Annotated in this window: 24 protein-coding genes, 3 tRNA genes and 2 pseudogenes; 17 read left to right on the plus strand and 12 right to left on the minus strand. The window is 70.7% G+C overall.

Annotated elements, in window-relative coordinates:
- Positions 1-69: 69 nt before the first annotated feature.
- From PSR1_RS04750 to PSR1_RS04770, 5 genes are all read right to left on the minus strand, one after another.
- The gene (locus PSR1_RS04750; protein WP_059436486.1) at positions 70-861 is read right to left on the minus strand and encodes a hypothetical protein; all 792 of its coding nucleotides are present in this window, start codon (positions 859-861) and stop codon (positions 70-72) included.
- Positions 858-1,658 (minus strand): SDR family oxidoreductase, encoded by an 801-nt coding sequence (locus PSR1_RS04755; protein ID WP_059436487.1) that lies wholly within the window; start codon positions 1,656-1,658, stop codon positions 858-860. The genes PSR1_RS04750 and PSR1_RS04755 overlap by 4 nt, the downstream gene beginning before the upstream one ends.
- Positions 1,659-1,742: 84 nt before the next feature.
- On the minus strand, positions 1,743-2,378 hold the full coding sequence (locus PSR1_RS04760) for a periplasmic heavy metal sensor (protein ID WP_059436488.1): 636 nt from the start codon (positions 2,376-2,378) through the stop codon (positions 1,743-1,745).
- 47 nt (positions 2,379-2,425) lie between these two features.
- Positions 2,426-2,938: a zf-HC2 domain-containing protein gene (locus PSR1_RS04765; RefSeq protein WP_059436489.1), complete on the minus strand. Its 513-nt coding sequence runs from the start codon at positions 2,936-2,938 to the stop codon at positions 2,426-2,428.
- Entirely contained in the window at positions 2,935-3,606 is a 672-nt protein-coding gene (locus tag PSR1_RS04770; protein ID WP_059436490.1) for an RNA polymerase sigma factor, read from the minus strand. Before PSR1_RS04770 ends, PSR1_RS04765 begins: the two co-directional genes overlap by 4 nt.
- Positions 3,607-3,706: 100 nt before the next feature.
- On the opposite strand from PSR1_RS04770, the gene serS reads away from it, so the two are divergent.
- The gene (serS, locus tag PSR1_RS04775; protein ID WP_059436491.1) at positions 3,707-5,014 is read left to right on the plus strand and encodes a serine--tRNA ligase; all 1,308 of its coding nucleotides are present in this window, start codon (positions 3,707-3,709) and stop codon (positions 5,012-5,014) included.
- Between the two features lie 170 nt (positions 5,015-5,184).
- Positions 5,185-5,748: a PH domain-containing protein gene (locus PSR1_RS04780; RefSeq protein ID WP_059436492.1), complete on the plus strand. Its 564-nt coding sequence runs from the start codon at positions 5,185-5,187 to the stop codon at positions 5,746-5,748.
- Positions 5,749-5,778: 30 nt separating this feature from the next.
- Here PSR1_RS04780 and PSR1_RS04785 read toward each other — a convergent pair whose 3' ends face one another.
- From PSR1_RS04785 to PSR1_RS04805, 5 genes are read right to left on the minus strand one after another with little or no spacing between them, the layout of a single operon-like run.
- On the minus strand, positions 5,779-7,206 hold the full coding sequence (locus PSR1_RS04785) for a sensor histidine kinase KdpD (RefSeq protein ID WP_059436493.1): 1,428 nt from the start codon (positions 7,204-7,206) through the stop codon (positions 5,779-5,781).
- A complete protein-coding gene (locus PSR1_RS04790; protein WP_059436494.1) occupies positions 7,203-7,886 on the minus strand; it encodes a response regulator transcription factor in 684 nt (227 codons plus the stop codon). The genes PSR1_RS04785 and PSR1_RS04790 overlap by 4 nt, the downstream gene beginning before the upstream one ends.
- Positions 7,861-10,998 carry an efflux RND transporter permease subunit gene (locus PSR1_RS04795; RefSeq protein ID WP_059436495.1) on the minus strand — a complete coding sequence of 1,046 codons (3,138 nt, stop codon included), beginning with the start codon at positions 10,996-10,998 and terminating at the stop codon, positions 7,861-7,863. The genes PSR1_RS04790 and PSR1_RS04795 overlap by 26 nt, the downstream gene beginning before the upstream one ends.
- Complete coding sequence (locus PSR1_RS04800) at positions 10,995-12,137, minus strand: efflux RND transporter periplasmic adaptor subunit (RefSeq protein WP_059436496.1); 1,143 nt, start codon at positions 12,135-12,137, stop codon at positions 10,995-10,997. The genes PSR1_RS04795 and PSR1_RS04800 overlap by 4 nt, the downstream gene beginning before the upstream one ends.
- Positions 12,134-13,807 (minus strand): TolC family protein, encoded by a 1,674-nt coding sequence (locus tag PSR1_RS04805; protein WP_059436497.1) that lies wholly within the window; start codon positions 13,805-13,807, stop codon positions 12,134-12,136. The genes PSR1_RS04800 and PSR1_RS04805 overlap by 4 nt, the downstream gene beginning before the upstream one ends.
- An 878-nt stretch (positions 13,808-14,685) precedes the next feature.
- On the opposite strand from PSR1_RS04805, the gene PSR1_RS04810 reads away from it, so the two are divergent.
- From PSR1_RS04810 to PSR1_RS04820, 3 genes are all read left to right on the plus strand, one after another.
- A tRNA-Ser gene (locus PSR1_RS04810) sits at positions 14,686-14,775 on the plus strand.
- A 25-nt stretch (positions 14,776-14,800) separates the two neighbouring features.
- Positions 14,801-14,892, plus strand: a tRNA-Ser gene (locus PSR1_RS04815).
- A gap of 72 nt (positions 14,893-14,964) precedes the next feature.
- Positions 14,965-15,041, plus strand: a tRNA-Arg gene (locus PSR1_RS04820).
- A gap of 48 nt (positions 15,042-15,089) precedes the next feature.
- Here the strand turns inward: PSR1_RS04820 and PSR1_RS04825 are convergent.
- Entirely contained in the window at positions 15,090-15,434 is a 345-nt protein-coding gene (locus tag PSR1_RS04825; RefSeq protein ID WP_059436498.1) for a hypothetical protein, read from the minus strand.
- 72 nt (positions 15,435-15,506) lie between these two features.
- Here PSR1_RS04825 and PSR1_RS04830 point away from each other — a divergent pair, with 72 nt between their 5' ends.
- The 5 genes and pseudogenes from PSR1_RS04830 to PSR1_RS24395 all read left to right on the plus strand — a co-directional run bounded on the left by PSR1_RS04830 (position 15,507) and on the right by PSR1_RS24395 (position 18,260).
- Positions 15,507-15,905 (plus strand): transposase, encoded by a 399-nt coding sequence (locus PSR1_RS04830; protein ID WP_160309006.1) that lies wholly within the window; start codon positions 15,507-15,509, stop codon positions 15,903-15,905.
- Between the two features lie 2 nt (positions 15,906-15,907).
- On the plus strand, positions 15,908-17,059 hold the full coding sequence (locus PSR1_RS04835) for an IS4 family transposase (protein ID WP_059436499.1): 1,152 nt from the start codon (positions 15,908-15,910) through the stop codon (positions 17,057-17,059).
- A gap of 48 nt (positions 17,060-17,107) precedes the next feature.
- Positions 17,108-17,395, plus strand: a pseudogene (locus PSR1_RS24970) (IS3 family transposase); the annotation flags it as partial.
- A 98-nt stretch (positions 17,396-17,493) separates the two neighbouring features.
- Complete coding sequence (locus tag PSR1_RS24390) at positions 17,494-17,754, plus strand: DDE-type integrase/transposase/recombinase (protein WP_082100140.1); 261 nt, start codon at positions 17,494-17,496, stop codon at positions 17,752-17,754.
- The gene (locus PSR1_RS24395; protein WP_160309008.1) at positions 17,751-18,260 is read left to right on the plus strand and encodes an integrase core domain-containing protein; all 510 of its coding nucleotides are present in this window, start codon (positions 17,751-17,753) and stop codon (positions 18,258-18,260) included. The genes PSR1_RS24390 and PSR1_RS24395 overlap by 4 nt, the downstream gene beginning before the upstream one ends.
- Positions 18,261-18,269: 9 nt before the next feature.
- Here the strand turns inward: PSR1_RS24395 and PSR1_RS24975 are convergent.
- Positions 18,270-18,683, minus strand: a pseudogene (locus PSR1_RS24975) (4'-phosphopantetheinyl transferase superfamily protein); the annotation flags it as partial.
- A gap of 178 nt (positions 18,684-18,861) precedes the next feature.
- Between PSR1_RS24975 and PSR1_RS23745 the strand changes: the two are divergent.
- The 7 genes from PSR1_RS23745 to PSR1_RS23415 are packed head-to-tail and all read left to right on the plus strand — an operon-like array spanning position 18,862 to position 24,684.
- Positions 18,862-19,206, plus strand: a complete 345-nt coding sequence (locus PSR1_RS23745; RefSeq protein ID WP_152643303.1) for a hypothetical protein — start codon at positions 18,862-18,864, stop codon at positions 19,204-19,206.
- Between the two features lie 15 nt (positions 19,207-19,221).
- Entirely contained in the window at positions 19,222-19,566 is a 345-nt protein-coding gene (locus PSR1_RS23400) for a helix-turn-helix domain-containing protein (RefSeq protein WP_082100143.1), read from the plus strand.
- On the plus strand, positions 19,563-20,552 hold the full coding sequence (locus tag PSR1_RS23405) for an ImmA/IrrE family metallo-endopeptidase (protein ID WP_082100144.1): 990 nt from the start codon (positions 19,563-19,565) through the stop codon (positions 20,550-20,552). The genes PSR1_RS23400 and PSR1_RS23405 overlap by 4 nt, the downstream gene beginning before the upstream one ends.
- A gap of 23 nt (positions 20,553-20,575) precedes the next feature.
- Positions 20,576-21,175, plus strand: coding sequence for a C1 family peptidase (locus PSR1_RS24980; protein ID WP_370539084.1), 600 nt, complete (start codon positions 20,576-20,578; stop codon positions 21,173-21,175).
- Positions 21,172-21,999 carry a hypothetical protein gene (locus tag PSR1_RS04865; RefSeq protein WP_152643304.1) on the plus strand — a complete coding sequence of 276 codons (828 nt, stop codon included), beginning with the start codon at positions 21,172-21,174 and terminating at the stop codon, positions 21,997-21,999. Before PSR1_RS24980 ends, PSR1_RS04865 begins: the two co-directional genes overlap by 4 nt.
- A gap of 59 nt (positions 22,000-22,058) precedes the next feature.
- The gene (locus PSR1_RS23410) at positions 22,059-23,798 is read left to right on the plus strand and encodes a nucleotide kinase domain-containing protein (protein ID WP_237757819.1); all 1,740 of its coding nucleotides are present in this window, start codon (positions 22,059-22,061) and stop codon (positions 23,796-23,798) included.
- A gap of 22 nt (positions 23,799-23,820) precedes the next feature.
- Positions 23,821-24,684, plus strand: a complete 864-nt coding sequence (locus PSR1_RS23415; RefSeq protein WP_152643306.1) for a hypothetical protein — start codon at positions 23,821-23,823, stop codon at positions 24,682-24,684.
- The last annotated feature ends 5 nt before the right edge of the window (positions 24,685-24,689 follow it).

Genomic DNA, 24,689 nt, shown 5'->3' on the forward strand with positions numbered 1-24,689 from the left:
TCGAAGGGTCGTGGTGAGCCCGTCCATCCGCTCGTGGTGAGCCCGTCGAACCACGAGCGGAGAACGAGGCTACGACAGCTCCCGCACCGACTCGGTCAGCCCCGCCACCGCGGCGGCCACGGCGCGCTCGATCTGCGCGCGGACCTCCTCGGTGACGTTCGGGTCGTCGTCGGCGAGCACGTCGAGCTGCTCGGCGACGTACGCGGCGAGCGCGGGCTGCACGCTCTCCAGCGGCGGCGGCTCCTTCTCGACGGCGCGGAGCTGGTGGTACTCGACCGCGCCGAGCCGCTCGCCGAACGCCTGGTCGAACATGGCCCAGGCCTCGAACGCGAGGTCCTGCGCGGCCACCGCGGCCGCGTCGGGGAGCGGCGCGGCGTCGAGCCAGGCGGCGAGGTCCGGCTGGACGTTCTGGAAGCGGTCGCGCCGGCGCTGCAGCTCGCGCGGCGCGGCGGCGGCCAGGTTCTTCCACACCGCCTCGACCAGCTCCGGCTCGAGGACGTCGCCCTCGCCGGCGCCGCGCTCCGGCAGCTCCGGCGGCGCGGCCGGCTCCGGCACGACCTCGGGCGCGTCGTCGAGCGCGCCGAGGCCCGCGGCGAGGCGGGCCCACAGGCCGAACAGGTTGGAGTAGAGCCGCCGCGCCGCCTCCGGCGACTCGAAGCGCGGCTCGTCCTGGAAGATGCCGGGGATGACCGCCGAGCGCGGCTCGCCCGCCGCCTGCGCCTGCGTGAACATCGCCACCACGTCCTCGGCGCGGTTCTTCGAGCCAGCGCGCTCGAGCAGCGCCGAGAGCACCTCCGGCCCCTCGTACACCGGCGCGATCCCCGGCGTGGCGTCCTCGCCCTTCCCTCGCCTGCGGCTCATGCATCCTCCGTCGGCCGGTGGACCCGGCCCGAGACGCGGCGCAGGACCGCCCGGGGGACCAGGCGCGACGCGGCCGCGGTGAGCTTGTAGATCGGGTGCGGCACCCACACCACCTCGCGGTCGCGGAGCTGCTCGATCGCCTCGAGCGCGGCCGCCTCCGCGGTGAGCATGCCCGGCGGCGTGCCGAACCGGCCGCCGGTGCCGGCCACCTGGCCGAACTCGGTGTCCACCGGCCCCGGGCAGAACGCGCCTGCCCACACGCCGCTGCCGCGCAGCTCCTCGGCGAGCCCCTCGGTGAACGAGAGCACGAACGCCTTGGTGGCGCCGTACACCGCCATGTACGGGGTTGGCTGGAACGCGGCGGCCGAGGCGACGTTCAGGATCGCGCCGCCGCCCGCCGCCCGCAGCTCGGGCAGGAACGCGTGCGCGATGAGCACCAGCGCCTCGCAGTTGACGCGCAGCATGGCCGCGAGCCGCGCCGGGTTGGCGCGCTCGAAGCGGCCGTACTGGCCGAGGCCGGCGTTGTTGACGAGCAGCCCGGCGCCGCCCAGCCGCCGCGCCGCCTCGACCAGCCGCTCCGGCGCGCCCGGGGCGGAGACGTCGAGCGCGAGCGGGTGGATCTCGGCGCGGCCGGCGGCGCGCGCCTCCGCCGCGAGCGAGCGGAGGCGGTCCTCGCGGCGGGCCACCGCCAGGACCGGCCGGCCCCGGCGCGACAGCTCCCGCGCCAGGGCCAGCCCGATGCCGGCGGAGGCGCCGGTGACGACGGCGAGCGGCTCGGGTGCGGCGGGCGGGGCCATGACGGCCGAGTGTAACAACCCCGGGCCGCGAAGGCCCGGGGTCACCCGGACGCGGTGGCGCGGCACGCCCGCGCACCCCGGACTTCACTCCTCGTCGTCGTCGTCCGCCAGGCCGAGGCAGCCCGGGCCGGGGCCGTGCATCATGCCCATGCCGGGCCCCATGCCCATGCCCTTGCCCGGGCCGGGGCCGGGGCCGCCGCGGCGGAACTTCATCATGCCGGGGCCCATCCCCGGCCCGAACCGGCCCTGGAAGCGCTCCAGGAACAGGACCGCGCGGGCGCGCTTCTCGGGGGAGAGGTCCTTCGTGACGGTGGCGACCACGTCGCGGTCGATCGCCTGCATCTGCGCGCGGGCGTCGAGCGCCGTCTTGATGGCCTGGTCCACCTCGCCCGCCAACACCTTCTCGCCCTGCGCGGCGCGGCGCAGCACCTGATGCGCGTCGTGCATCTGCTTGTGCAGCGCGAGCCGCCTGTCGTCGAACTTCGCCACCTGCTGGCCCAGCTTCAGCGCCTGCTCCGGCTCGAGATCGAGCGCCTCGGCGAGGCCGAGCGTCCGGGTGAGCCGCATGCGCCGCTCCATCCGCTCCGGATCACCGCGCGGCCCGGGCGCCTGCGCCCCGGCCTGCGCGCCCTGACCGCCGCCGGGCCCCGGGCCCGGCCCGCGACCCTGGGCCAGGGCCGCGAGCGGCAACACCACCAGCACTGCGAGGAGCTTCCTCATCGCCTTCCTCCTTCTTCGTGGATTTCCCGGGGGTGAAGGACCGCCCTTCACCCACCGTCGTACGCGGCGAGCGCCGTGGAGTCCTGCCCGCCCGAGGACGTCTCCTCCAGCGAGAGCACCTCGGTGTCCTGCCAGAGCGTGTCGAGGTCCGGCTCCTGCCAGCGCTCCGCCTCGGCCACCTCCGCCGGCGCGGCCGCGCGGCCGGGCAGCCGCTGCCGGACGGCGAGGGGCACGATCACGAGCGCCGCCGCCGCGGCCACCGCGAGGAGCCCCAGCGCCAGGCGGCGGCCGGTGCCGAGCGCGCGCAGCGTCCGCGCGGCCGGGCGGCGCGCCGCGAGGGCCGCCGACGTGGCCTCGGCGAGGCCGTCGAGCGCCCGCAGCTCCGCCTCGCCGGGCGGCGGCAGGCGGGCCGCGGAGAGCAGCGACGCCGCGCGCGCGGCCTCGGCCCGGCAGGCGGCGCAGGCGGCGAGGTGCCGCTCCAGCGCGACCGCCTCGGCGCCCTCCAGCGCGCCCGCGGCGTGCAGCGAGACGGCGAGGGCCTGATCCCGGCAGGCGGTCACGGCGACTCCTCCTCCCCGGCGAGCGCCTGGAGCCGGCGCACCGCGTGGTGGAAGCTCACCTTGGCGGAGTTCTCGGTCGTGCCGAGCGCGGCGGCGATCTCCGAGAACGGCAGCTCGGCGTCGATGCGCAGCGTGAGCACCTCGCGCTGGCGGCGCGGCAGGCCCAGCACGGCCCGGCGCACCCGCGCCTCGCGCTCGGCGCGGACCGCCGCCTCGTGCGCGGCCGCCGGGGTGGCCGCGTCGCGGTCGAGCGCCTCGAGCGGCGCGCGGGTCCAGCGCGTCTCGTCGCGCAGGTGGTTCTTGCCGAGGTTGACGGCCACGCGGACGAGCCAGCGGCGGAACGGCACCGCCCCGGCGCCCCCGCGCGCCAGGGTGCGGCGGGCCGCCTCGAAGGCGCGAAGGAAGGTGCGCTGCGCCAGGTCGCGCGCGTCCTCCGGGGTCCGCGCGTACCGGCGCACCAGCGCGAGCACCAGCCGCTCGTGGTGGCGGACGACCTCGCCGAAGGCCCGGTCGTCGCCGGCCAGGAACGCCGCGACCGCCACCTCGTCGGAGATCGCGGCGGGCGCGCCCGGGGTCGCCGCGGGGCCGGGGGCCGCCGGGGGGCCGGAGCGCGCACCGCCGGGCACCACCCGGAGCGTCGGCCGCCCTCTCTCGACGTCGTCCGCCATGCGAATCCCCGGGGTCACGCCTGCCAAGACCCCTTGCCCGTCCAGAGGTTAAAGACTAATCCTGCGGCCCGGATTCCAACCGATTCGAAGGGGTTCCCGCATGCTGGACCTCAAGGCCGTCGCCGCCGACTTCGAGAGCTTCGAGCGCCGCCTCGCCCGCCGGGGCGAGGGCGCGGTGCAGGCGCTCGCGCCGGTGAAGCCGCTCGCCGCCCGCCGCCGTGAGCTGAACGTACTCCTCGAGAAGCAGAAGAAGGAACAGGCGGACGCGAACGCGAACATTCGCGAACTGGCCCGTACCGACAAGGGCGCGGTGGAGGGCGCGCGCGCCTCGCTGCGCGCGCTCGGCGACGAGGTGAAGAAGACCGAGGCCGCGCTCGGCGAGGTCGAGGCGGAGCTGTCGCGCCTGCTCATGCTGGTCCCCAACCCGCCGCACGACTCGGTGCCGGACGGCAAGGACGAGCACGACAACGTGGTGGTGAAGACCTGGGGCGAGAAGAAGGCCTACGGGTTCACGCCGAGGCCGCACTGGGAGGTCGGCGAGGCGCTCGGCGTCCTGGAGTGGCAGCAGGCGGCGAAGCTGTCCGGCTCGCGCTTCACCATCCTGAAGGGCGCGGCGGCGCGGCTGGAGCGCGCCATCGTCTCCTTCTTCATCGACGTCCACACCTCGCGCGGCTACACCGAGATCCTCCCGCCGTACCTCGTGACCGGCGAGACCATGACCGGCACCGGGCAGCTCCCGAAGTTCGAGGAGGACCTGTTCAAGACGACGAACGAGCCGCCGATGTACCTCATCCCCACGGCGGAGGTCCCGGTCACCAACATGCACCGGGACGAGATCTTCGAGGCGAGCGCGATGCCGGTGTCGTACTGCGCGTTCAGCCCGTGCTTCCGGGCCGAGGCCGGCTCGGCCGGCCGCGACACCCGCGGCATCATGCGCCAGCACCAGTTCCACAAGGTCGAGCTGGTGAAGCTCTCGAAGGCGGAGGACAGCTACGCCGAGCACGAGAAGATGCTCGACGACGCCTGCGAGGTGCTGCGCCGGCTCGGCCTGCACCACCGCGTCTCGCTGCTCTGCGCCGGCGACATGGGCTTCTCCTCGGCCAAGACCTACGACATCGAGGTGTGGTGCCCGGGCCAGGACGCCTACCGCGAGATCAGCTCGGTCTCGAACTGCGAGGACTTCCAGGCCCGCCGCATCCGCGTGCGGTACCGCGGCGAGAACGGCAAGCCGCGCCTCGCGCACACGCTGAACGGCTCGGGCGTGGCGGTGGGGCGCACCATCGTGGCGATCCTGGAGCAGTGCCAGGAGGCGGACGGGACGGTCGTCATCCCCGAGCCGCTCCGCCCGTACATGGGGGGCCTCGAGCGGATCGCCGCCGAGACGTTCCCGCGCGGCGTGGAGCGGTAGCGTCCCTCGACTCCGGCCGTGCCCCGTCAGTTTCGCTCACCCCGAGCGTAGGGCCGCGAAGCGGCCCGGAGCCGAGGGGCCCGGCCTACGCTCGGGATGAGCGGGGGAGTCGAGCGGGCCCGGCCTCTGCTCGGGCTGAGCGGCCCGAAGAAGCGCTACAATCCCCGTCGATGGCCCTCTACGCCGCGCGCTGGGAGCGTTCGCTCAAGGTGAGCACGGCGCTGTTCGTCGGCCTCAGCGCCGCCGGCGCGGCGGTCACCGCGTTCGCGGCGCGGCGCCCGGAGACGCCGGACGTCGGGCTGCCGGCGCTGCTCTTCGCGGCGCTCCCGGTGTTCATCGTCGCCACGGCGGTGGCCGTCTGGGCGCTCGCGCCGAGCGGCTTCGAGATCGAGGCCGCGCTGATCCGCGTGGAGCGGCCGCTCCTGCCCATCGAGATCCCGCTCCGCGAGGTGCGCGAGGTGGAGCTGCTGGCGCCGGGCGCGCTCGCCGGCGCCATCCGGCTGCTGGGCACGAGCGGCGCGTTCGGCCACTACGGCCGGTTCCGCTCGCGCTCGCTGGGGAAGTTCCGGATGTACGCGACGCGGGGCGACGGCCTCGTGCGCGTGACCACCGACCGCGACACGTTCGTGCTCTCGCCCGATCCGGCCGAGCCGTTCGTGGAGGAGGTGCTCTCCCGCGCCGCGCGCGCGCGGCGGGTGAAGCCCGGGAGCCGGTTCGCGTCGCCGCGGCGGTGAGGCTCAGGCGCCGGCGCGTGCATCGCTCGCTCATCCCGAGCGTAGGGGCTGCGAAGCAGCCCCGGAGTCGAGGGACCCCGAGTCGAGGGGCACCTCCATCACCACCTCGGCCCCCGCCCCCGCGTCCGCCACGTAGGCCCGCCCGCCGTGCCCGCGGGCGATCTCCGCCACGATGGCGAGCCCCAGGCCCGCGCCGTCCGGGCCGGCGGCCTCGCCGTTGCCGCGCTCGAACGCCTGGAACACCCGCTCCCGATCGCCCGGCGCGATCCCCGGCCCCTCGTCGCGCACCGCGATGCGGGCCACCTCGCCGGCGCGCGAGAGCCGGATGATCACCGGCCGGCCGCGCGGACCGTGGCGGATGGCGTTCGAGAGCAGGTTGTCGAGCGCCTGGCGAAGGCCGGCCGCGTCGAACGCGGCGGGCAGCGCCTCCGGCCCCTCCACCTGCACCAGGATCCCCTTCGCCTCGGCCGCGGCCCGGGCCGCCTCGGCGGCCTCGTGCGCCGCCTGCACCAGATCGCCGGTGGTCCGGTCCCAGGCGCCGCGCCCGGCGGTGGCGAGGTCGAGCAGGCGCGTCGCGAGCCGGGCCAGCCGGTCCACCTCGCGCCGGGTCTCGTCGAGCGCCTCCACCAGCTCCGGCGCCTCGCGGCGGCGGCGCAGCGCGAGGTCGATGGAGGTGCGCATGAGCGTGAGCGGCGTCCGCAGCTCGTGGGCCGCGTCCGCGACCAGGCGGTCCTGCGCCTCGCGGGCGCGGCGGAGCTTCTCCGTCGCGTCCGCCACCACCCGGCCCAGCGCGGCGATCTCGTCGTCGCCGTGCGCCGCCGGCGCGACCGCCTCGAGGTTCCCCTCGCGCAGCGCCGCCATGTGGCCGGTGAGCGCGTTCACGCGCCGGGCCAGCCGGCGCGCGTGGAACGTCTGGAGGAGGAACAGCGCCGCGCCGAGCAGGAGCGCCATCGCGAACCCGGCGCGCCGGAACGTGCGCACCGTCTCGTGCACGCCCGCGAGCGAGGCGGAGAGCTCGAGCGCCCAGGGCGCGCCGTCCTGGCTCGTGACCCCCACCGTGAGCACGCGGTCCTGCCCGCCGTGCCCCGCGCGCCGCCGCGTGGCGAGCCGGGGCTCCGGCCCGAGCCCCTGCGGCGAGAGCCGCTCGTCCACCAGGCCCGGCGGCGCGTCCTCCGGGAACACCAGGATGCGCGTGCCGGCCGCGTCGTAGAGCGCGGCGGCCGGCGCGAAGCGGGTGAGCGCCCCGCGGAGCGGCGAGGTCGCCATGTGCAGGTGCGGCTTGCCGCCCGGCGCGTCGAACAGCGACACCGCCTCCGCCGCGGCCTGGCCCATGAGCGCGTCGTCGAGCGCGCGTTCCAGGCTGGCGCGGAAGAGCTCGGCCGCCACGAGCGCCGCGGCGAGCATGCCCAGGGCCGGCACCACCGCCCCGAGCAGCCAGAGCCGCGCCGCCAGCTTCACGCGCCGGCCCCCGGCGGCACCGACAGCCGGTACCCCACCCCGCGCACCGACTCGATGCGGACGCCCGCGGCGCCGAGCCGGTCGAGCTTGGTGCGCAGGTACCCGACGTACACGTCCACCACGTTCGAGTTCCCCTCGAACTCCTGGCCCCACACCGTCTCGATGAGGCGGCTCCGCGAGAGCACCTCGCCCGCATGGCGGGCCAGCTCGGCGATGAGGCCGTACTCGCGGGCGGTGAGCGTCTCGGACTTCGCGCCCGCGATGAGCGCGCGCCGGCGGGCGTCGAGCGTCACCGGGCCGAGCGCGGACACGTCGCTCGCGCCGCCGCGGCGGTGCAGCGCCTCGATGCGCGCGATGAGCTCGTCGAAGTCGAACGGCTTCACGAGGTAGTCGTCGGCGCCGGCCCGCAGGCCGGTGACCTTCTCGCCGGTCGAGCCGCGGGCGGTGAGCAGCAGCACCGGCGTCCGCAGGCCGCGGGCCCGCCACTCGCGCAGCACCGAGATGCCGTCGAGGTCGGGCAGCGACCAGTCGAGCAGCACCACGTCGTAGGCGATGGTGGTCGCCTGCTCCCGGGCCGCGAGGCCCGTGCCGCAGACGTCCACCTGGTGACCTTCCTCGGCCAGGCCGCGCGCCAGCACGCGCGCGACCCGGTCCTCATCCTCGACCAGCAAGAGCTTCATGCACGGGCTCCGGCGCCGATGATCCCTCGGCCCGGCGCGAGAGCCAAGGATAGAGCGCCGGGAGCACGAGCAGGGTGAGGATGGTGGAGGTGACGAGGCCGAAGGCGACCACGGTGGCGAGCGGGCGCTGCACCTCGGCGCCCACCCCGGTCGCGACCGCCATCGGGATGAAGCCCAGCGCGGCCACGAGGGCCGTCATCAGCACCGGCCGGGCCCGCTCGCGTGCGGCGGTGGCGGCCGCCTCGGCCGGCGAGAGCCCCTCGCCCTCCAGCGCCACCAGGCGGTTCATGAGCACGACGCCGTTCAGCACCGCCACGCCCGAGAGCGCGATGAAGCCGACCGCCGCCGAGATGGACACCGGCATGCCCCGGGCCCAGAGCGCGATCATCCCGCCCACCGAGGCGAACGGGACGTTCATGAAGATGACGAGCGCCGGCTTCAGCTTCCGGAAGGCGGCGAGCAGCACGCCCACGATGAGCACCAGCACCACCGGGATGACCACCGCGAGGCGCCGCTTCGCCTCGTTCAGCGTCTCGAAGGAGCCGCCCCACTCGATCCGGTAGCCGGCCGGCGGGCGCACCTGCGCCGCCACCGCCCGCTCCGCCGCGCCCACCACGCCGCCCAGGTCGGAGCTGCGCACGTTGAAGCCGACCACCAGGCGGCGCTCGGCGTCCTGGCGCGACACCAGGCTCGGCGCCACCTCGCTCGACACGTCCGCCACGCGCGAGAGCGGCACCAGCGCGCCGCCCGGCGCCGGCAGGCCCAGCGACGGCAGCGTGAACGCGCTCGCGCCGTCGCCCAGGCGCAGCACGATGGGGATGCGGAGCGGGCCGTCGTAGGTGGCGCCCACCTCGACGCCGGTGCGGACCGCGGTGACCGCGTCGAGCACGTCGCGGACGGTGAACCCCGCCGCCGACACGTCGAGCGGCCGCGGCCGGACCTCGAGCAGCGACACCGCCGGCGGCGCGTAGATGCGCACGTCCTCCGCGCCCTTCACCTGCTCCACCACGCCCGTCACCTGCTCCGCCAGCGTGCGGAGGCCGGCCAGGTCCTCGCCGTAGACCGAGATGGTCACGTCGGCGACCGAGCCGCCCAGCAGCTCGTTGAAGCGCATCTGGATGGGCTGCGTGAAGGCCGGGTCGCCGCCCGGCGCGCCGCGCCCGATGGCGAGTTCCACCTCGCGGATGAGGTCGTCGCGGGTGAGGCCCTTGCGCCACTCGGCGCGCGGCTTCAGCGTCACGAACACGTCCGCCTGCTCGAGGCCCATGATGTCGGTCGCGACCGCCGGGCTGCCCACGCGCGACACGATGCGGGTCGCCTCCGGCACCTGCGACAGCACCGCCGCCTCCATCCGCCCCGCCTCGCGCACCGCCGACTCGAGCGAGATGTCGGCCGCGCGGGTGGTCTGGATGACGAGGTCGCCCTCGTCGAGCTGCGGCACGAACTCCGAGCCCGCCGTCATGAAGAGCGCCACGCCCAGGGTGAGCAGCGTCACCGCGCCGGCCGCCACCGCCTTCGGGCGCGCCAGCGTCCGCTCCAGGAACGGGAGGTAGAGCCGGTCGATGAGCCGGACCAGCGGCGGCGGGCGGGCCGGGATGTCCTTCGGCCGGAGCAGCAGCGCCGCCGCGGCCGGGATGAAGGTGACGGAGAGGACGAGCGAGGTGAGGAGCGCGAAGACGACGGTCAGCGCCATCGGGCGGAACATCTTCCCGTCCACGCCTGTGAGCGACAGCACCGGCACGTAGACGAGCAGGATGATGAGCACCGAGAAGAACACCGGCGTCGCCATCGAGCGCGTCACCTCGCGCACGTGGGCCGCCATCCTGTCGCGCGCGCCGCGCCGGTCGGCCGACGCGAACGTCGCGGCCGCGACGCCGTGGAAGATGGCCTCCACCATCACCACCGCGCCGTCCACCACCAGGCCGAAGTCGATGGCGCCCAGGCTCATCAGGTTGCCCGGGATGCCCAGCAGCACCATGGCGCCGGTCGCGCCCAGCATGGAGAGCGGGATGGCCGAGGCCACCAGCAGGCCCGCGCGGAACGAGCCCAGCATGAGGAACAGCACCGCGACAACCAGCAGGCCGCCCTCCAGCAGATTCTTGAAGACCGTGTGGAGCGTGCCCTCGACCAGCTTGGAGCGGTCGTAGACGATGTCCACCGTCACGTCGTCCGGGAGCGCCCGGCGGACCTTCGCCATCGCGTCGTGGACGCGGTCCATCACCTCGAGCGCGTTGTCGCCCCGGAGCATCTGCGCCATCAGGTAGACCGTCTCGCCGTGGCCGTTCTTGGTGGCGGCGCCGATGCGCGGCATCGCGCCCACGCGGATGTCCGCCACCTCGGCGAGCCGCACCGGCGGGAGCTCGCTGTCCTCCGCGCGGACGAGCGCGTGGGCGAGGTCGGTCGGGTCCTTCGGGAGCGCCACCGCGCGGAGCAAGGACTGCGCCGAGCCCGCCGGCACGCTCGCGCCCGCCGCGGTGCCCGTCGCCTGCTCCAGCGCGCCGCGCAGGTCGGCGAGCGTGAGCCCGCGCTGCGCCATCCGCACCGGATCCGCGCGGACCTCGAGCGTGCGCTGCTCGCCGCCCCAGGTGTTCACCTCCACCACGCCCGGCACGCTGCGGAGCAGCGGCGACACGCGGAGCGTCGCCATCTCCAGCAGCTCCGCTGGCGTGCGGCGGTTGGAGGAGATCGTGAAGTGGAAGATCTCGCCCAGGCCGCCCGTCACCGGGCCCAGCTCCGGCGCCGAGACGCCGCCCGGCAGCTCGACCGTGTCGAGCCGCTCCTTCACCACCTGGCGGGCGCGGTAGGTGTCGGCGCCGTCCTCGAAGACCGCGGTGACCGAGGAGATGCCGTAGCGCGAGAGGCTGCGCTGCTCGACCATGCCCGGCACGCCGCCCAGCGCCGCCTCGATGGGCCGGGTGACGAGCCGCTCCACCTCCTCCGGCGTGAGCCCCGGCGCGCGCGTCAGCACCAGCACCTGGTTGGTGGTGATGTCGGGCATCGCGTCGAACTTCAGGCGCGCGCTGAAGATCGCGCCCACGATGGCGAGCAGGATCGTGAGCGCGACCACCAGCTTGCGGTGGTCCACGCACCACGCGACCAGGCGTCCGATCACGGCTGCTCCTCCGAGCCGGCCAGCGCCGCGTCCGCCGCGACCTCCGTGCCCGGCTCGACGCCCTTCACGAGCGCGTCCGCGCCGGAGGTGGCGAGCACCTGCACCGGCAGGCGCTGCGGCTTCCCCGCGACGTTGCGGACCACGTAGGCCTGCTTGCCGTCGAGCGCCACCGAGCGGGCCGGCACCGCCGCGGCCGCCTCGCCGATCTTGACCGCCAGGCGCGCCGAGAGGCCCGCCGGCAGCCGCGCGCCGCCGTTCCGGCCCGCGAACCAGGCCGCCGTGGTGCCGTCGCGCGGATCGACCACCGGCGCCCGGCCGAGGAGATCCACCGGGTGGCGCGTGCCGTCCGGCAGGATCAGCTCGAACTTCGCCGTCGGCGGCGGCGCGTACGCCAGCCGCGCCTCCACCCGCGTCTCGCCGTCCGCGGCGACCCGCGCGATCGGCTCGCCCGCCGCCTCGCGCGTCTCGCCGATCGACGCCTTCACCTCGTGGACCATGCCCGAGATCGGCGAGCGCAGGCCCACCTGGCCCGAGCCGTCCAGGATGCGCCGCGCGTCCGCCGCGGCGAGGTCCGCGGCACGGAGCGTGGCGAGCGCGCTCTGCTGGTCCGCCCGGGCCTCGGCGAGCTTCGTCTCCGCCTCGAGGAGGTCGGAGAGCTTCACCAGGCCGTCCTTCTTGAGGCCGTCGAGCTGGTCCTTCCGGCGCTGGTAGGCCTCGAGGCGCGTCGTCGCGGCCGCGTAGGCGCCGGCCGCCTGCACCACCTCCGGCATCACCACCTCGGCGATGACCTGGCCCTTCGCCACCTTCTCGCCCGCGCGGACCGAGATCTTCGTGATGCGCGCGCGGAACGGCGGCGTCACCGCCGCCACGCCCTCCGGCGCCGGCAGCACCGTGGCCGGGGCCTCCAGCAGCGAGACGCCCTCCGCCGCGCGGACCCGGACCCAGGGCGTGCGCGCGCTCGTCGCGGCGGCCGGGGTCGTGTCCGCGGCGCCCGCCTGCTCCTTCGCGAGCTTCAGCGAGGCCGGTTCCACCGGCGAGGCCTGCGGCGGCTGCGCCGGGGACGGCTCCTTCGAGCAGGCCGCGAGCGCGGCCAGGGCGGCGGCGGCCGCGAGGAGGGTCTTGCGAGGGGATCGGTTCACGGCGTCGCTCCGGTGCTGCGGGGTTGCATAGGTTCGGTGGGGAGCGGGGCTCGCTCCGCATCACGCTCGTGGTTCGACGGGCTCACCACGAGCGGGGTTCCCTGGGGGGCCCGCTCACCCGGTGATCCGAGCGGATTTCCCTGCCCCCGCTCACCCGTTGTTCCGGTCACCGCGAGCGGGCTTCCCTGGCCGTCCCGCTCACCCGGTGATCCGCTCACCCCGAGCGTAGGCGGGGCCGAAGGCACCGCCGAAGTCGAGGGGCGAGCGGGCGCTTCCGCGAGCGAGTCCCTGCCCTCTCCCGCTCGCCCTGAGCCTGTCGAAGGGCGAGCGGGTGCCGCCGGCCCCCCATCCGTCGGCACCAGCGCCACCAGCATCGCGACCTTCGCCCGCGCCCATGCGTGCGCCGCCCGCGCGCGCAGCTCGCGCGCCCGCGCCGCCGCCGCGCTCCGGCGGGCCACCAGGACCTCGACAACCGTCGCGTCGCCCGCGCGCATCGCCGCCTCGCGGAGCCGGGCGCTCTCCGCCGCCGCCGGGACCAGCGTCTTCTCGAGCGCGTCGAGGACCTCGCCCGTGTGCTCCACCTCGTGGAAGGCGCGCGCCAGCTCCGTCACCGCGCGGCGCGACGCGTCCTCCGCCTCGCCCGCGCGGCGGGCCGCCGCCGCGTCGTAGGTCGCCGCCTCGCGGTGGCCCCGCTCGAAGACCGGGAAGGTGAAGCCCACGATGCCGTAGAGGACGTCGTCACCCGCCGAGTCGCGCTGCCCGCGCACGCCCAGCTGCAGGTCGAGGCCGCGCGCCGACCGCGCCTCCGAGGCGCGGGCCCGGTCCGCCTCGGCCGCCAGCTTCTCCGCGCGGGCCGCCGGCAGCGCCGCCGCGCGCGCGATGAGCGCCGGCCAGGCCGCGCGCTCCGGGACCGTCGCCATCGGCAGCTCGCCCGAGGTCGTCATCGGCAGCGGCGTCGCCCGGCCCACCGTCTCCGCGAGCCGGAAGCCCAGGTCGGTCACCTCGCCCTCGACCGAGAGCGAGGCCAGCCGCGCCTCCGCCTCGTAAGCGTCCGCGTCCGCCGCGTCCGCGCGGGTCAGCGCCGCCGACTCCGCCGCGCGACGGGTCCGGGCCGCCAGCTCCATCGCGAGGCCCAGCTCCTCGCGCGAGAGCTGGAACGCGTTCTCTGCCGCCCACATGTCCAGCCACGCCTGCGCCGCGTCGAGGCGGCGCGAGAGCGCCACCGCGCGGGCCTCGTCGCGGAGCTGCTGCTCCTCGGTGCGGGCCGCCCTGCGGCGATTGCCCGAGAGGCCCGCCAGGTTGAAGGACTGCGTGAGTGCTACCTCGCCCTCCAGCCGCGAGTTCGCGTCCCTGGTCGCGAACCCGGGCTGGAGGACGAGTGAGGGGTTGGAGGTGAGCAGGCCAATCTTCGAATTGCCCTCGGATTTGGCGGCGACCGCGCGCTCCGCGCCCGAGACCGCCGGCGCCTCCGCCGCGAGCCCCAGCGCCTCGTCGAAGGTGATGGCGTAGACGCGCTCCGGCGCGAGCGGCGCCATGCGGTGCGGCGGCGCGGCGTGCAGTTGCGGCGCGGCCGGTGCCGGGGCCGGCGCCGGCGCGGCCGGCGGGCTCGACGGGGCGACCGGATCGGCGACGACCAGGAGCGAGAGGAGAAGGACCGAGGAGGGCATCATCGCGGGCCGTGTTCTGCCGCGGCCGGCGCGCCGCGGCATGGGTTCCCCGTGAGAAGGCTCTCAGAAAAGGCCGAGCAGAAGCGGCATGTTGTCGCAAGCCGGGCCGTGACGCCCGTACGCCGCGTCCGCGCCGCTCCCCACCCCGCTCACGCCGATGGCCGCACCGGACCGCGCGGCCCCAACCCACCCGCTCATGCCGAGCGTAGGCCCGCACCGGAGGTGCGGGCCGGAGTCGAGGCACCCTCACCCATCCGCGCAGCCGCCTCCCCATCCGCTCATGCCCCCACCCATCCGCGCAGCCCCCTCCCCATCCGCTCATGCCCCCACCCATCCGCGCGGGCACCTCCCCATCCGCTCATGCCGAGCGTAGGCCCGTTCCATGGGGTACGGGCTCGCAGGTGCGAGGCCCACGGGTACGGGCCGGAGTCGAGGCACCCCCGCCCCTCCCACCCACGCAGACTCGAGGACCCCCGCCCACCCAACTCCCCCCTTCACGGAGCAGGGGGAGCCGGAGGGGGAAGATGCCGCCGCCCCCCACCCCGCCGCCGGCAGGTCACAGTCCCAGCAGCGGAGGGGGGTTCGTGCTGGGCCTACGACCCGACGACACGGAGGTGCCCGCCGGCCTTGCGGGGCGCGCAGCCGGCGGGTGCGACGAGGTGGGGGACGGCAGGCATCGGGAGGACCGTACGAGAGAGCGAGCGGCCACTGCATGGGAGGCGGATGAGGTCGTTCTCACCGGGCCCGAGGCAGGGCCGCCCGCCCGTGCGTTCTCCGCTTGATCCCCGGCCGACGGTGCCGTATATGGGCGGACTCCGAGCGCCGGACAGGATGTCCCGGGGCCCGGAAGCAGATGGAACGAGGACGGATTCGCGGTTTTCGGAGGAGTGGCCGAGCGGTTTAAGGCGGCGGTCTTGAAAACCGCAGAGGGTTCACGCCCTCCGAAGGTTCGAATCCTTCCTCCTCCGCCAGGACAGAAGGAGCGGAAGAGGTTCTGGAAAGGTGGCCGAGAGGCCGAAGGCGCTGGTTTGCTAAACCAGTATACGGGGTGACCTGTATCGAGGGTTCGAATCCCTCCCTTTCCGCCAATCTCGCAGCACCGCAGGACCCGCAGCACCGCAGCACCCCGCCCTCCCCGGCGGCACAACCGAATAGGCTTTGCGCCCTTAGCTCAGTTGGATAGAGCGTCGGACTACGAATCCGAAGGCCAGAGGTTCAAATCCTCTAGGGCGCGCCAAAAAAACGAGAGGCCCCGCAGGCACTTAGCTTGCGGGGCCTTCGTGTATCAGCGCTCCTTCGGGCCCACTTCCTCCAGATCTTCTCCACCGCGGCCGCGCTTCCGCGGTGTGCTCTCGGCCAGGTCCTTCGCGGCTCCCGCCTCGATGACCTTCACCGCGTTCCTGACGTCCTCGTCCTCGACGATGTTGTAGCGGTCGAGCACGTTCCGGGTCCGGCGGCCGGACATCCGCATGACGACCGACTCGGGGATGCCCCGCCGGCGCGAGTTGGTGACGAACAACCGCCGCAGGTCGTGGAACCACAAGTCGGGTCGGCCGATGACCTCCCGCGCCCGGTTGAACTTGCGGCGGAGCTCGGCCCACTTCGAGCCCGTGCGCTGGCTGACGAACACGTAATCGGAGTGAAGCTGTGGGCTTGATCCGGTTCCACAGACACCAACCGAAAGGCGGATATGGTGTCGAGCATGGCATCGGAGAAGCCCCGGAGTCAGCGCCGGCCCCGGCGCAGCTTCACTGACGAGTTCAAGGCCGAGGTGGTGAAGAAGGTCCTCGTCGGCCACAAGACGTCGGGCCAGGTCGCCCGCGATCTGGACCTCACCGAGACGGCGGTCCGGCACTGGGTGAAGCAGGCGCAGGTGGATCGGGGGAAGGGACCGCCTGGCGCGCTCACTACGGCCGAGAAGGAGGAGCTGGCGCGGCTCCGCAAGGAGAACCGGGAGCTCCGCGAAGATCGGGAGATCCAAAAAAAGCGGCGGCCCTGGAGTATCCCCGCGAACGGCAGCAAACCTTCCCATGATTCCCATGGCTTAGCGGAGGTGCCGGTCAGACCGTTGCGCCGGGCGCGCGGACTTGATCGACTGTGAGCATGCGCGTCGACCGGATGCTCGCGACGTTCCTTGGCGCCCACGTCAGCACGGTTCACAAAGCGAGGGTGGTGGCGGTGTTCGCGGCCGTCGCGGCTCTCGTGCGCGGTGGCGAGATCGCTCTCAGCCGGCTCGGAAGGGCCATCGCGATCCGGACAACCGCCAAGCACGGCATCAAGCGGATCGACCGCTTGTACGGGAACGGCCACGTTCTCAACGAGCGCCAGTTCTTCTACAGGGGCATCGCTCACGGAGTTCTTCGGGACCGTCCGAGGCCGGCGGTCCTCGTGGACTGGACAGAGGTGGGCGGGGGGATGCGGGTGCTGGCCGCCGCGGCGCCGTGCAGTGGACGCGCTGTGATCATCTACGCCGAGGTCCATCCCCTGCGGCACTACGCCAACCCACGAGTCGAGGCACGATTCCTTCGAAGGCTTGCCGAGGTGCTGCCTCCCGCGAGTCGACCGATCATCGTGACCGACGCTGGATTCCGCGCGCCATGGATCCGGCAGGTGCTCAATTTGGGCTGGGACTTCGTGGCACGCGTTCGTGGGCGCGCCTACGTGCGGCCCGCAGGTGGAGCCTGGCTTCGTTTCGACAAGCTGTACGACGCCGCACGAGTGAAGGCCAAGGACCTCGGCCCGTGCCTCGTGACGCGGTACCAGCCCTACTCGTGCCGAGTCGTGGTCGTTCGGAAGCGGCGCCGGTGGCGCGCCGCGCAGCGCCGACTCGCACTCGACTCCCGCGAGCGCCAGGAAGTTCAGGCTGCGCGGGAGCCTTGGGTTCTCGCGACATCGATCCAGGATATCGACGCCGACGGTATTGTCGCGACGTACGCCTCGCGCATGCAGATCGAAGAGGCCTTCCGCGACGCGAAGAGCTCGCGGTTTGGCTGGGCGATGGAAGCCGCCTGCACAGCGCGCCCGGGGCGGGTGGAGGTCATGGTCCTGCTCGCAGCCCTAGCGTCACTGCTCATCCTGATGGTCGGCATCTCCGCCGAAGGCGCCGGCCTCCATCGCAAGTACCAGGCGAACACGATCAGCACGCGGCGCGTGCTCGCCCTCACCACGCTCGGGCGCCTCGTCCTGCTGCATGAGCTCGCCGCCGCGATGGAATCCTGGGCAGAGTTCCCGGTCCCGCCGGCGCTCTTGAGATGAATTCGTGGGGATCCATCAGGCGGCGGCCTTCTTCGCGAAGCAGCACAAGTGAGGTTCGCGTTCATCGACGCGGAGAAGGCCCACCACCCGATCACGAAGCTCTGCCGCTTGCTCCGCGTCTCGCGCCCCGGGTTCTACGCCTGGTGCGGTCGGCCGCCGTCGCCGCGAGCGGTCGAGGATGCGCGGCTCACGGTGCTCATCCGCGAGTCGCATGAGCGTGGGCGCCGATACTACGGCAGCCCTCGCATCTACAAGGACCTCGTCGCACAGAAGGTCTTCGTGAGCCGCAAGCGCGTGATTCGCCTGATGCAGGCTGAAAAGATTGTCGCTCGCCCACGCCGGCGCTACCGGTGCACCACGATCAGCGAGCAGGGTCAGGCCGTCGCGCCGAACCTGCTCGCTCAGAACTTCGAGGCCACGAGGCCGAATGAGAAGTGGTCGGTGACACGACCGAGCTCGTCACCGGCGAGGGCCGGCTGTACCTGGCCGCCGTCCTGGACCTGTTCTCGCGCTACGTCGTCGGCTGGGCGATCTCCGCGTCGAACAACCGCCACCTCACGCTGAAGGCGCTTGACATGGCGCTACAGCGCCGCTGCCCGAACGCGGACCTGCTCCACCACTCGGACCAGGCAGCACGTACGCGAGCGAAGACCACCGGGACGTGCTCGCGGCGCGCGGGATCACGTGCAGCATGAGCCGCCGTGGCAACTGCTACGACAACGCGGCGATGGAGAGCTGGTTCTCGACGCTCAAGTCCGAGCTGGGCGAGCGGTTCGAGACGCACGCGGCCGCGAAGGAGCAATTGTTCGACTACATCGAGGTGTTCTACAACCAGCAGCGGCTCCACTCGGCCATTGGCTTACGTCAGCCCGGCCGCGTTCGAGCGGGCGGTGCAGCAGGCGAAGCAAGCGGCGTAGTCAACCTGTCTGCCGGACCGGATCAAGCCCAGCTCGCACATTTGGGGTCCGAAGTCGACCACTTACGTCGGGTCTCAGCCCTGCACTCACGGCGCGATGTCTCACGGATCGAACCGAACGGTTGTCAACACCCAAGACCCTCTCCAAGCGAACGTCGCGACGGCGCGCGTCCTCGCTTCGTTACACATACTGATCGTGGCGGTCTGAATACCGTTGCGAATTGGCTCCTCGTCGCACCAGACCTCAACGTCGCCGAACCCGAAACGGGTCGTCCAGTGCGCTGACGCCGCCTTGTAGAACGACTCCTTCATCGAGAACGCCTGCACCACTGCCGCGAGTCGCTCGATCCCATTTCGAGGCAGCCGAGCGCGCTCGCCGTCGGTCAACACCTTGGAAGCGAGGGCCACGTCGCGCGGTTGACACCGCTCGAGATCAATGCCGAGTCGTTGGCCGTCACCCCGGTCTGCTATCGCGGCAGCCACTCCTGCCTTGTGCGTGACGCTGCACGCGATTCCGTCGGGCACGACGGGCGCTCCCGAAGGGTGTGTCAGGAAGTCGTGATCACCACGGCCGAAGCAGTCCGCAACAGCTCGCAGGCAGATCCGGCCTCCGATCCATTCGGCACGACGACTTGGCGGAAGCCGAGCAGCGAACGCTTGCTCCGCTGCACGGAGACGGCGCCAAGCCGCCTCCGCGCCTCCGCCCACGTAAGAGCAAACCGCGACGACCCCATGAGGGTGGGTGAACGTAGTTGAAGCGAACGGCCCGGCACCATTCGGGATTTCCAGCGCGCTACGCGTACAGCCCCTCTCCGCTCTTGACGTCTGTTAGATTTTCGAACAGCCTATGTGCGAATCGACAACATCGGCCGCTCGGGATCGGGTGATGACCACGACAGAGTTCGACGCGAAGATCCCGGGACTGAACGGTGCATTGTCTGACTGGTACGACGAAGCGTGCAAGACGTTCGACGACAGTGTCGACGAAGTCCTTGGGAAAGGTAAGGGCAACAGCGCCGCTCCTCTGACCATCTGGGATGAGATGCCCGCGATCGATTCAAAGGACGCGGTCGGCGCTCTGCTTGTGATCGAAGAAGAAACAGGTCTGCAGTTACCAGCAGATCTTGTCCGCCCCGGTGGATATTCCTCAGTTGAGGATCTTGCAGCCGACCTTCTCTCTAAGGCGCGGGCACTTTGCGTTGCCGCGCCGCCCGTTTCCGTCTCCCCGTAGGACGCGAGAGACCCCATGGCTGACGACCGCAAGACGCTAGGCACGCGCTTGAAAGAAGCGCGCGAATACCTCGGGCTGTCTCAGGAAGAAGTCTCGAAGGCGGTTGGACTCACAAGGTCAGCCATTTCACTCCTTGAGTCCGGGCAGCGCAAAGTAGACGCCCTGGAACTTGGACGTTTCGCCGTGCTCTACCAACGTCCAGTTTCCGACTTCACAGGCGAAACCGTTCCCGACAGAGCTCCGGCGAGCGTGGCCCATCTCGCGCGCGCTGCTGCGAAACTCAGCGAGCAGGATCGAGAAGAGCTCATTCGCTTTGCGGAGTTCCTCGGAGCGCGGTCGGTCCAGGGGAAGGGTCAATGACCACGCGCGATGCACGGCTGGGCGGCATCAAGGAGGCTCAGCGGCTTCATCGCGCCCTCGGTACGAAGGCACGTTTCGCCGAAGGCGCCACTCGGATCGACGTATTCTCGGCAGCCGTTTCTCTGAACGTCACTCTGATGTTCAGGCCGCTGAAGGGACTGCTCGGAGCGTTTCTCAACGAGCCCGCCCCTGGCATCCTCGTGTCGACCCAAAGACCCCTCCACGTGCAGCGCTTCACTGCGGCCCACGAACTCGGGCATTTTCGCCTGCAGCACAAACCGAGTCTCGATGAGGAGGTCGGGGGGTGGCGTGGCGGTCACGTCAGCGCACAGGAAGCGGCTGCCGACGCGTTCGCTTCCGAGTTTCTCCTTCCAAAATGGATTCTGGCTCAGCACGCTGCGCGGCAGGGATGGCACTCGGCCGCGCTTCGTGACCCGCGCCACGTTTACCAACTCGCACTCCGGACGGGGGCCAGTTACGAGGCCGCATGCTGGGCTCTTGCCGCACATGGCGCACTTACGGCCGCGGTAGCCGCTTCACTGACGAGCGTCCCACTGAAGGAGCTGAAATCCTCTGAACTCCACGGGGTACCTATGGCAGACCCGTGGGCCGACGTGTGGGCGGTATCGGAACGCGACCACAATTTGTTGGTTGAGGGCGGCCCTAATGATCTCTTCGTATTTCGCCTCGTCGAGCACTCCGGGGGCGGCTACTTGTGGGACAAGGCGCAGCTCGCCGACATCGGTCTTGAGATACTGGCGGATGAACGCATGCCCTCGAACGATAACGAGATCGGCGCGCCGATTGGGCGCGTGATCGTCGCGCGGGCTGCAACTCCAGGGGGCTATCGCGTCCACATCGACGAGCGGCGGCCCTGGCTCGAAGCCACTCCGAATAGTCAATTGGCATTTGAGCTCGAGCTAAACGGCAAAGAGTTCGGCCTTCCGCGCTCTTATCGAAAGACGCTCCTTTCGAGCACTACATGAACGTTGCCGTTGACCTTCGCCCAATGCTAGGCGCCGCACGCGACCAAGGCGCGCGTCCCACGTGTATCTCGTTTGCCACTTCGGCGGCCCATGAGGTTGCGCTCGCCAACGATGACTATCTCGCAGTCGAGTATCTCCACCACTTCGCGGTGGTTCGTTCGACTGGAGACTTCGGGCGTGGAGCAACCGCCCCTGGAATCGCGGTGGCACTGGAGAAGGACGGACAGCCGCCCGAGCACGAGTGCCCCTACGGGTCGCTGGCGAAGGGATGCCCTCCGGGCACGGTCCACGGCCCCATCCACCGTCGGAAGCTTGCCTTCGGCGGCGGCACTCCGGACGACGTGGTCCAACGGCTGTCTGTCCCGCGACCGAGCATTCTCGTACTGCGGCTAACCGAGTCGTTCTACAAGCCAGATGCGGAGGGCCGTGTCATTCCTGGGCGCGCTGACGCGCTCGTCCCGTCCCTACACGCGGTGCTAGCGGTCGGGCACGGAACCGACACGAGCGGCCCTTTCGTCCTTATCCGCAACAGCTGGGGAGCGGGATGGGGGCTCGGCGGACATGCGTGGATTCCCATCTCCTACCTGAGGAAGCAGCTGCTGTTGATCGGCGTCCTGGAATGAACATGAACCTGATCCAAGAGTCCACCATCGCGCGAGCTTGGCTACGGGGATGCGAATACCTTCTCGAACGAGGCGGAAGCGAATACACGCTCATACTTGGTGTGTCGGACCCGCTACTCGTTACGCCCGGGGACCGTGCCGTGGAGCGACTGGTGAACAGCTTTCTCGTCGCACACGGTGCATTTCCCATCCACACGGTCGCCGAAACGATCTTTCCGGGGAGCGCGTACCGGCATCACGGCGCTGACGGCGTATATAACGTCTATCCTGACGAGATTTACCCTGCGCTTAAGATCCGTCGTCACCCCGACTTCCGTTGGGGCACCTACGCGTATCGGATGCTGCGCAGGACGCGCGACGGAGAGCCGTACTCTCCGCTTCAGGAGTGCGTAAAAAAGATGCGGGACGCAGCGCCCAAGCACGCCTGCTACGAAATCGATCTACCCACAGACGTGCCGACGTACGACGACACCGTTGACGGCAAGAAGCGAATGGGCCTGCCATGCCTCAGCCTGGTCAGCTTCAAGATCATGCCGGAGCATCGGCTCCAGCTCACGGCTTTGTACAGGCACCATTATTACATCGCGAAGACGTTCGGTAACCTTCTGGGTCTTGCACGGCTACAACAGTTCGTCGCGATCGAAGCTGGGCTAAGGGTCGGCCCCCTCGTCTGCCATTCGACGCTCGGTCGCCTGGAAGTTGAACACTCGCGAGACCAACACTGGAGCATGCGGGACGTAAAGGAGCTGCTGTCCTCGTGTCGCACCCAGTACTCGAGCGCAGCGGATGCACCTCCACATTCCCTCGCACCGGCGGACACGTGAATTCTCGCAATACGCCGATCCAGTCGCTCCCGCCCAGTGCTGACCTGGGCTCGCTGTACGTGTTTGAGGGCGCAGATGGCGCAGGCAAGACGACGCTATCGCAAGCTTTCGCGAACCTCCTCCGTGCGTTAGGACGCCCGTGCGAGTGGATGTCCTTCCCTGGCAGCGACGAGGGCACTCTAGGTGGCGAGGTGTACGCTCTGCATCACCGGTTGCTTGGCCGCACGGCTGGTAACTCGAATCCGACGAGCATTCAGGTGCTGCACATTGCCGCTCATATTGATGCGATAGAACGTCGCATCCTCCCCGCCCTTCACCAGGGACGCGACGTGGTGCTGGACAGGTTCTGGTGGTCGACGTGGGCGTACGGGCGCGCTTCCGGTGCAGATGCTCGGTCGCTATGGGCCATGATTCGGGTCGAGAGGGCACACTGGCGCGGCATCGCTCCGGCGCGCGTGTTCTTGTTATCGCGTCCACACCCTGATGACGCTTCGATCGAGCGGCGACACCTCGCTGAGGAATACGAGCGCCTCGCGATTCGAGAGAGCCGTCGCGTGAACGTGTCCGTGGTCAAGAACGAGCATTCGGCAGCCGAGACTGTGTCAAAGATCGCCGACATCGCCGGGGTTCGCCCGCATCGCTCTGCCCGGGCGCAGGTCGAGTTACCGCTCGCCGCGCCGCCACCATCAACTCGCCCCCGCGCCTCGACGAGGCCCGGCAAGTTTGGGCCTGCTACTCCCACTATTGTATTCGACACATACTGGGCTTTTGCTTCCGAGCGGCAGCGGGTGTTCTTCAACCGCGTTGAGGGGCACCCACTGCCTTGGTCCGGCGATCCTATTGTGCAACAATTCAAGTTCACCAACGCGTACCGGGCATCTGACCGTACATCCCAGTATCTCATCCGGAACGTTATCTACGATGGCGACCAAGCGCCTGCCGATGTCTTCTTCCGCGTACTTCTCTTCAAGCTTTTCAACAAGATCGACACCTGGGAGCTTCTCGAACGAGAGCTAGGGACGCTCTGTTGGTCTGAATACTCATTCGCGAGATATGATCGGGTCTTGAGTAGCGCCGCTGAATCAGGCAGAACGCTCTACTCGGCCGCGTATATCATGCCAAGCGGCGGCCGCGGCGGTGAGCCCAAGAAGCACCGAATGCATCTCCGCCTTCTTGAGCGGATGATGCACGACGACGTCGCCGACCGCATTGCGGATTGCGCTTCGATGGAAGCTGCGTTTCGGGTATTGCGCGGATACCCCACGATCGGCGATTTTTTGGCCTACCAGTATATTACGGACCTCACATACAGCTCGTTCTTGACGTTCTCCGAAATGGAGTTCGTGTGCCCTGGCCCGGGCGCAAAGGACGGCATTCGGAAGTGTTTCAGTGATCTAGGCGGCCTGTCTGAATCCGACGTGATCCGCAGGGTCGCAGAAGAGCAGGACCGCGAGTTCGCAAGGCGCGACATCGCGTTTCGCGACCTGTGGGGACGTCCTCTTCAACTGATCGACTGCCAGAATCTCTTTTGCGAGGTCGACAAGTACGCGCGCGTCCGCCACCCAGAGGTAAGTGGCCGTACCGGCAGAACGCGCATCAAGCAGCGGTTCACCCCGACTCAGTCCCGACTGCAACTCTGGTACCCGCCGAAATGGGGGCTCAACGAGCGAGTCGAGCAGTCGCTGAAGGGCCACGTTGGCGGGGAAACGAGCGGTCCACGTTCACCGTCCGCTGCTCGCGAACCCGCCAGCGAGGAGCTCCGCCCTGAGCAGGCGGGACGCGTCAGACGCTTCAGGTAGGGTGTGCGCCGAGGGGGTACCGATGGGATTCTGGCCGACGCAGAGAATACTGGCGCGCCACCAAGCCGAGTGGCTTATCGCTGACGCGAACCATAACGCGCTCGACCTGGCTGCTCCCGACGCAGTCAAGGAGGCGGCGTACACTCTTCGCCTTGGGCCGGAGGTGTACGTAACGTCTTCTGCGTCGCGAGAGAAGCGCTTGCTCGGTGCTGGTGAACAGGTCGCGATCCCGCCTGGGCAGTTCGCGATGCTGTTGACTGAGGAAGTCGTGCGTGTCCCCCGAGATGCACTGGCCTTCATTTCGATTAAGGCGGGTATCAAGTTCCGAGGTCTCGTAAACGTCTCTGGATTCCACGTTGACCCAGGGTTTGAGGGCCGGTTGATGTTCTCGGTCTTCAACGCGGGGAGCGAACCGATATGCCTGGCGCGCGGAGACCGACTCTTTCCGATCTGGTTTTCGGACCTCGTGGACGACACAGGCAAGAGACAGGCGGACGATTTCGGATATCCACCCAGGGGCCGACATGCTCTACAGGCACAGATTTCGTCGGCTGACGTGATGAACCTGCAGGGGCACATCGCGTCGCCCGGCTCCCTGAAGGTCGAACTCGACAAGCTCCGGAACACCGTTTCGACTCATCGAGCCATCGGTGTAGTCGTCGCCACAGCTCTAGTCCCGATTTATCTAGCTTTCATCCCAGTCTTTATCGACTTTATCAAATCGAAGAAGGCCGACCCGCAGCCTGTAACGTGCATTGTACCGGCATCGCCCACTCAGCCTGCTGCCGCGCCGGCGCCGACTGGCGAGCCGACGTCCGCCCCACCCGCTAAACGTCTACCCGATCCGCAACAAGCGAATCCCCCTAATCCGAACACCGGCAAGTGATCCGT

It is taken from the genome of Anaeromyxobacter sp. PSR-1, assembly GCF_000964525.1.
Classification (GTDB): Bacteria; Myxococcota; Myxococcia; order Myxococcales; family Anaeromyxobacteraceae; genus Anaeromyxobacter.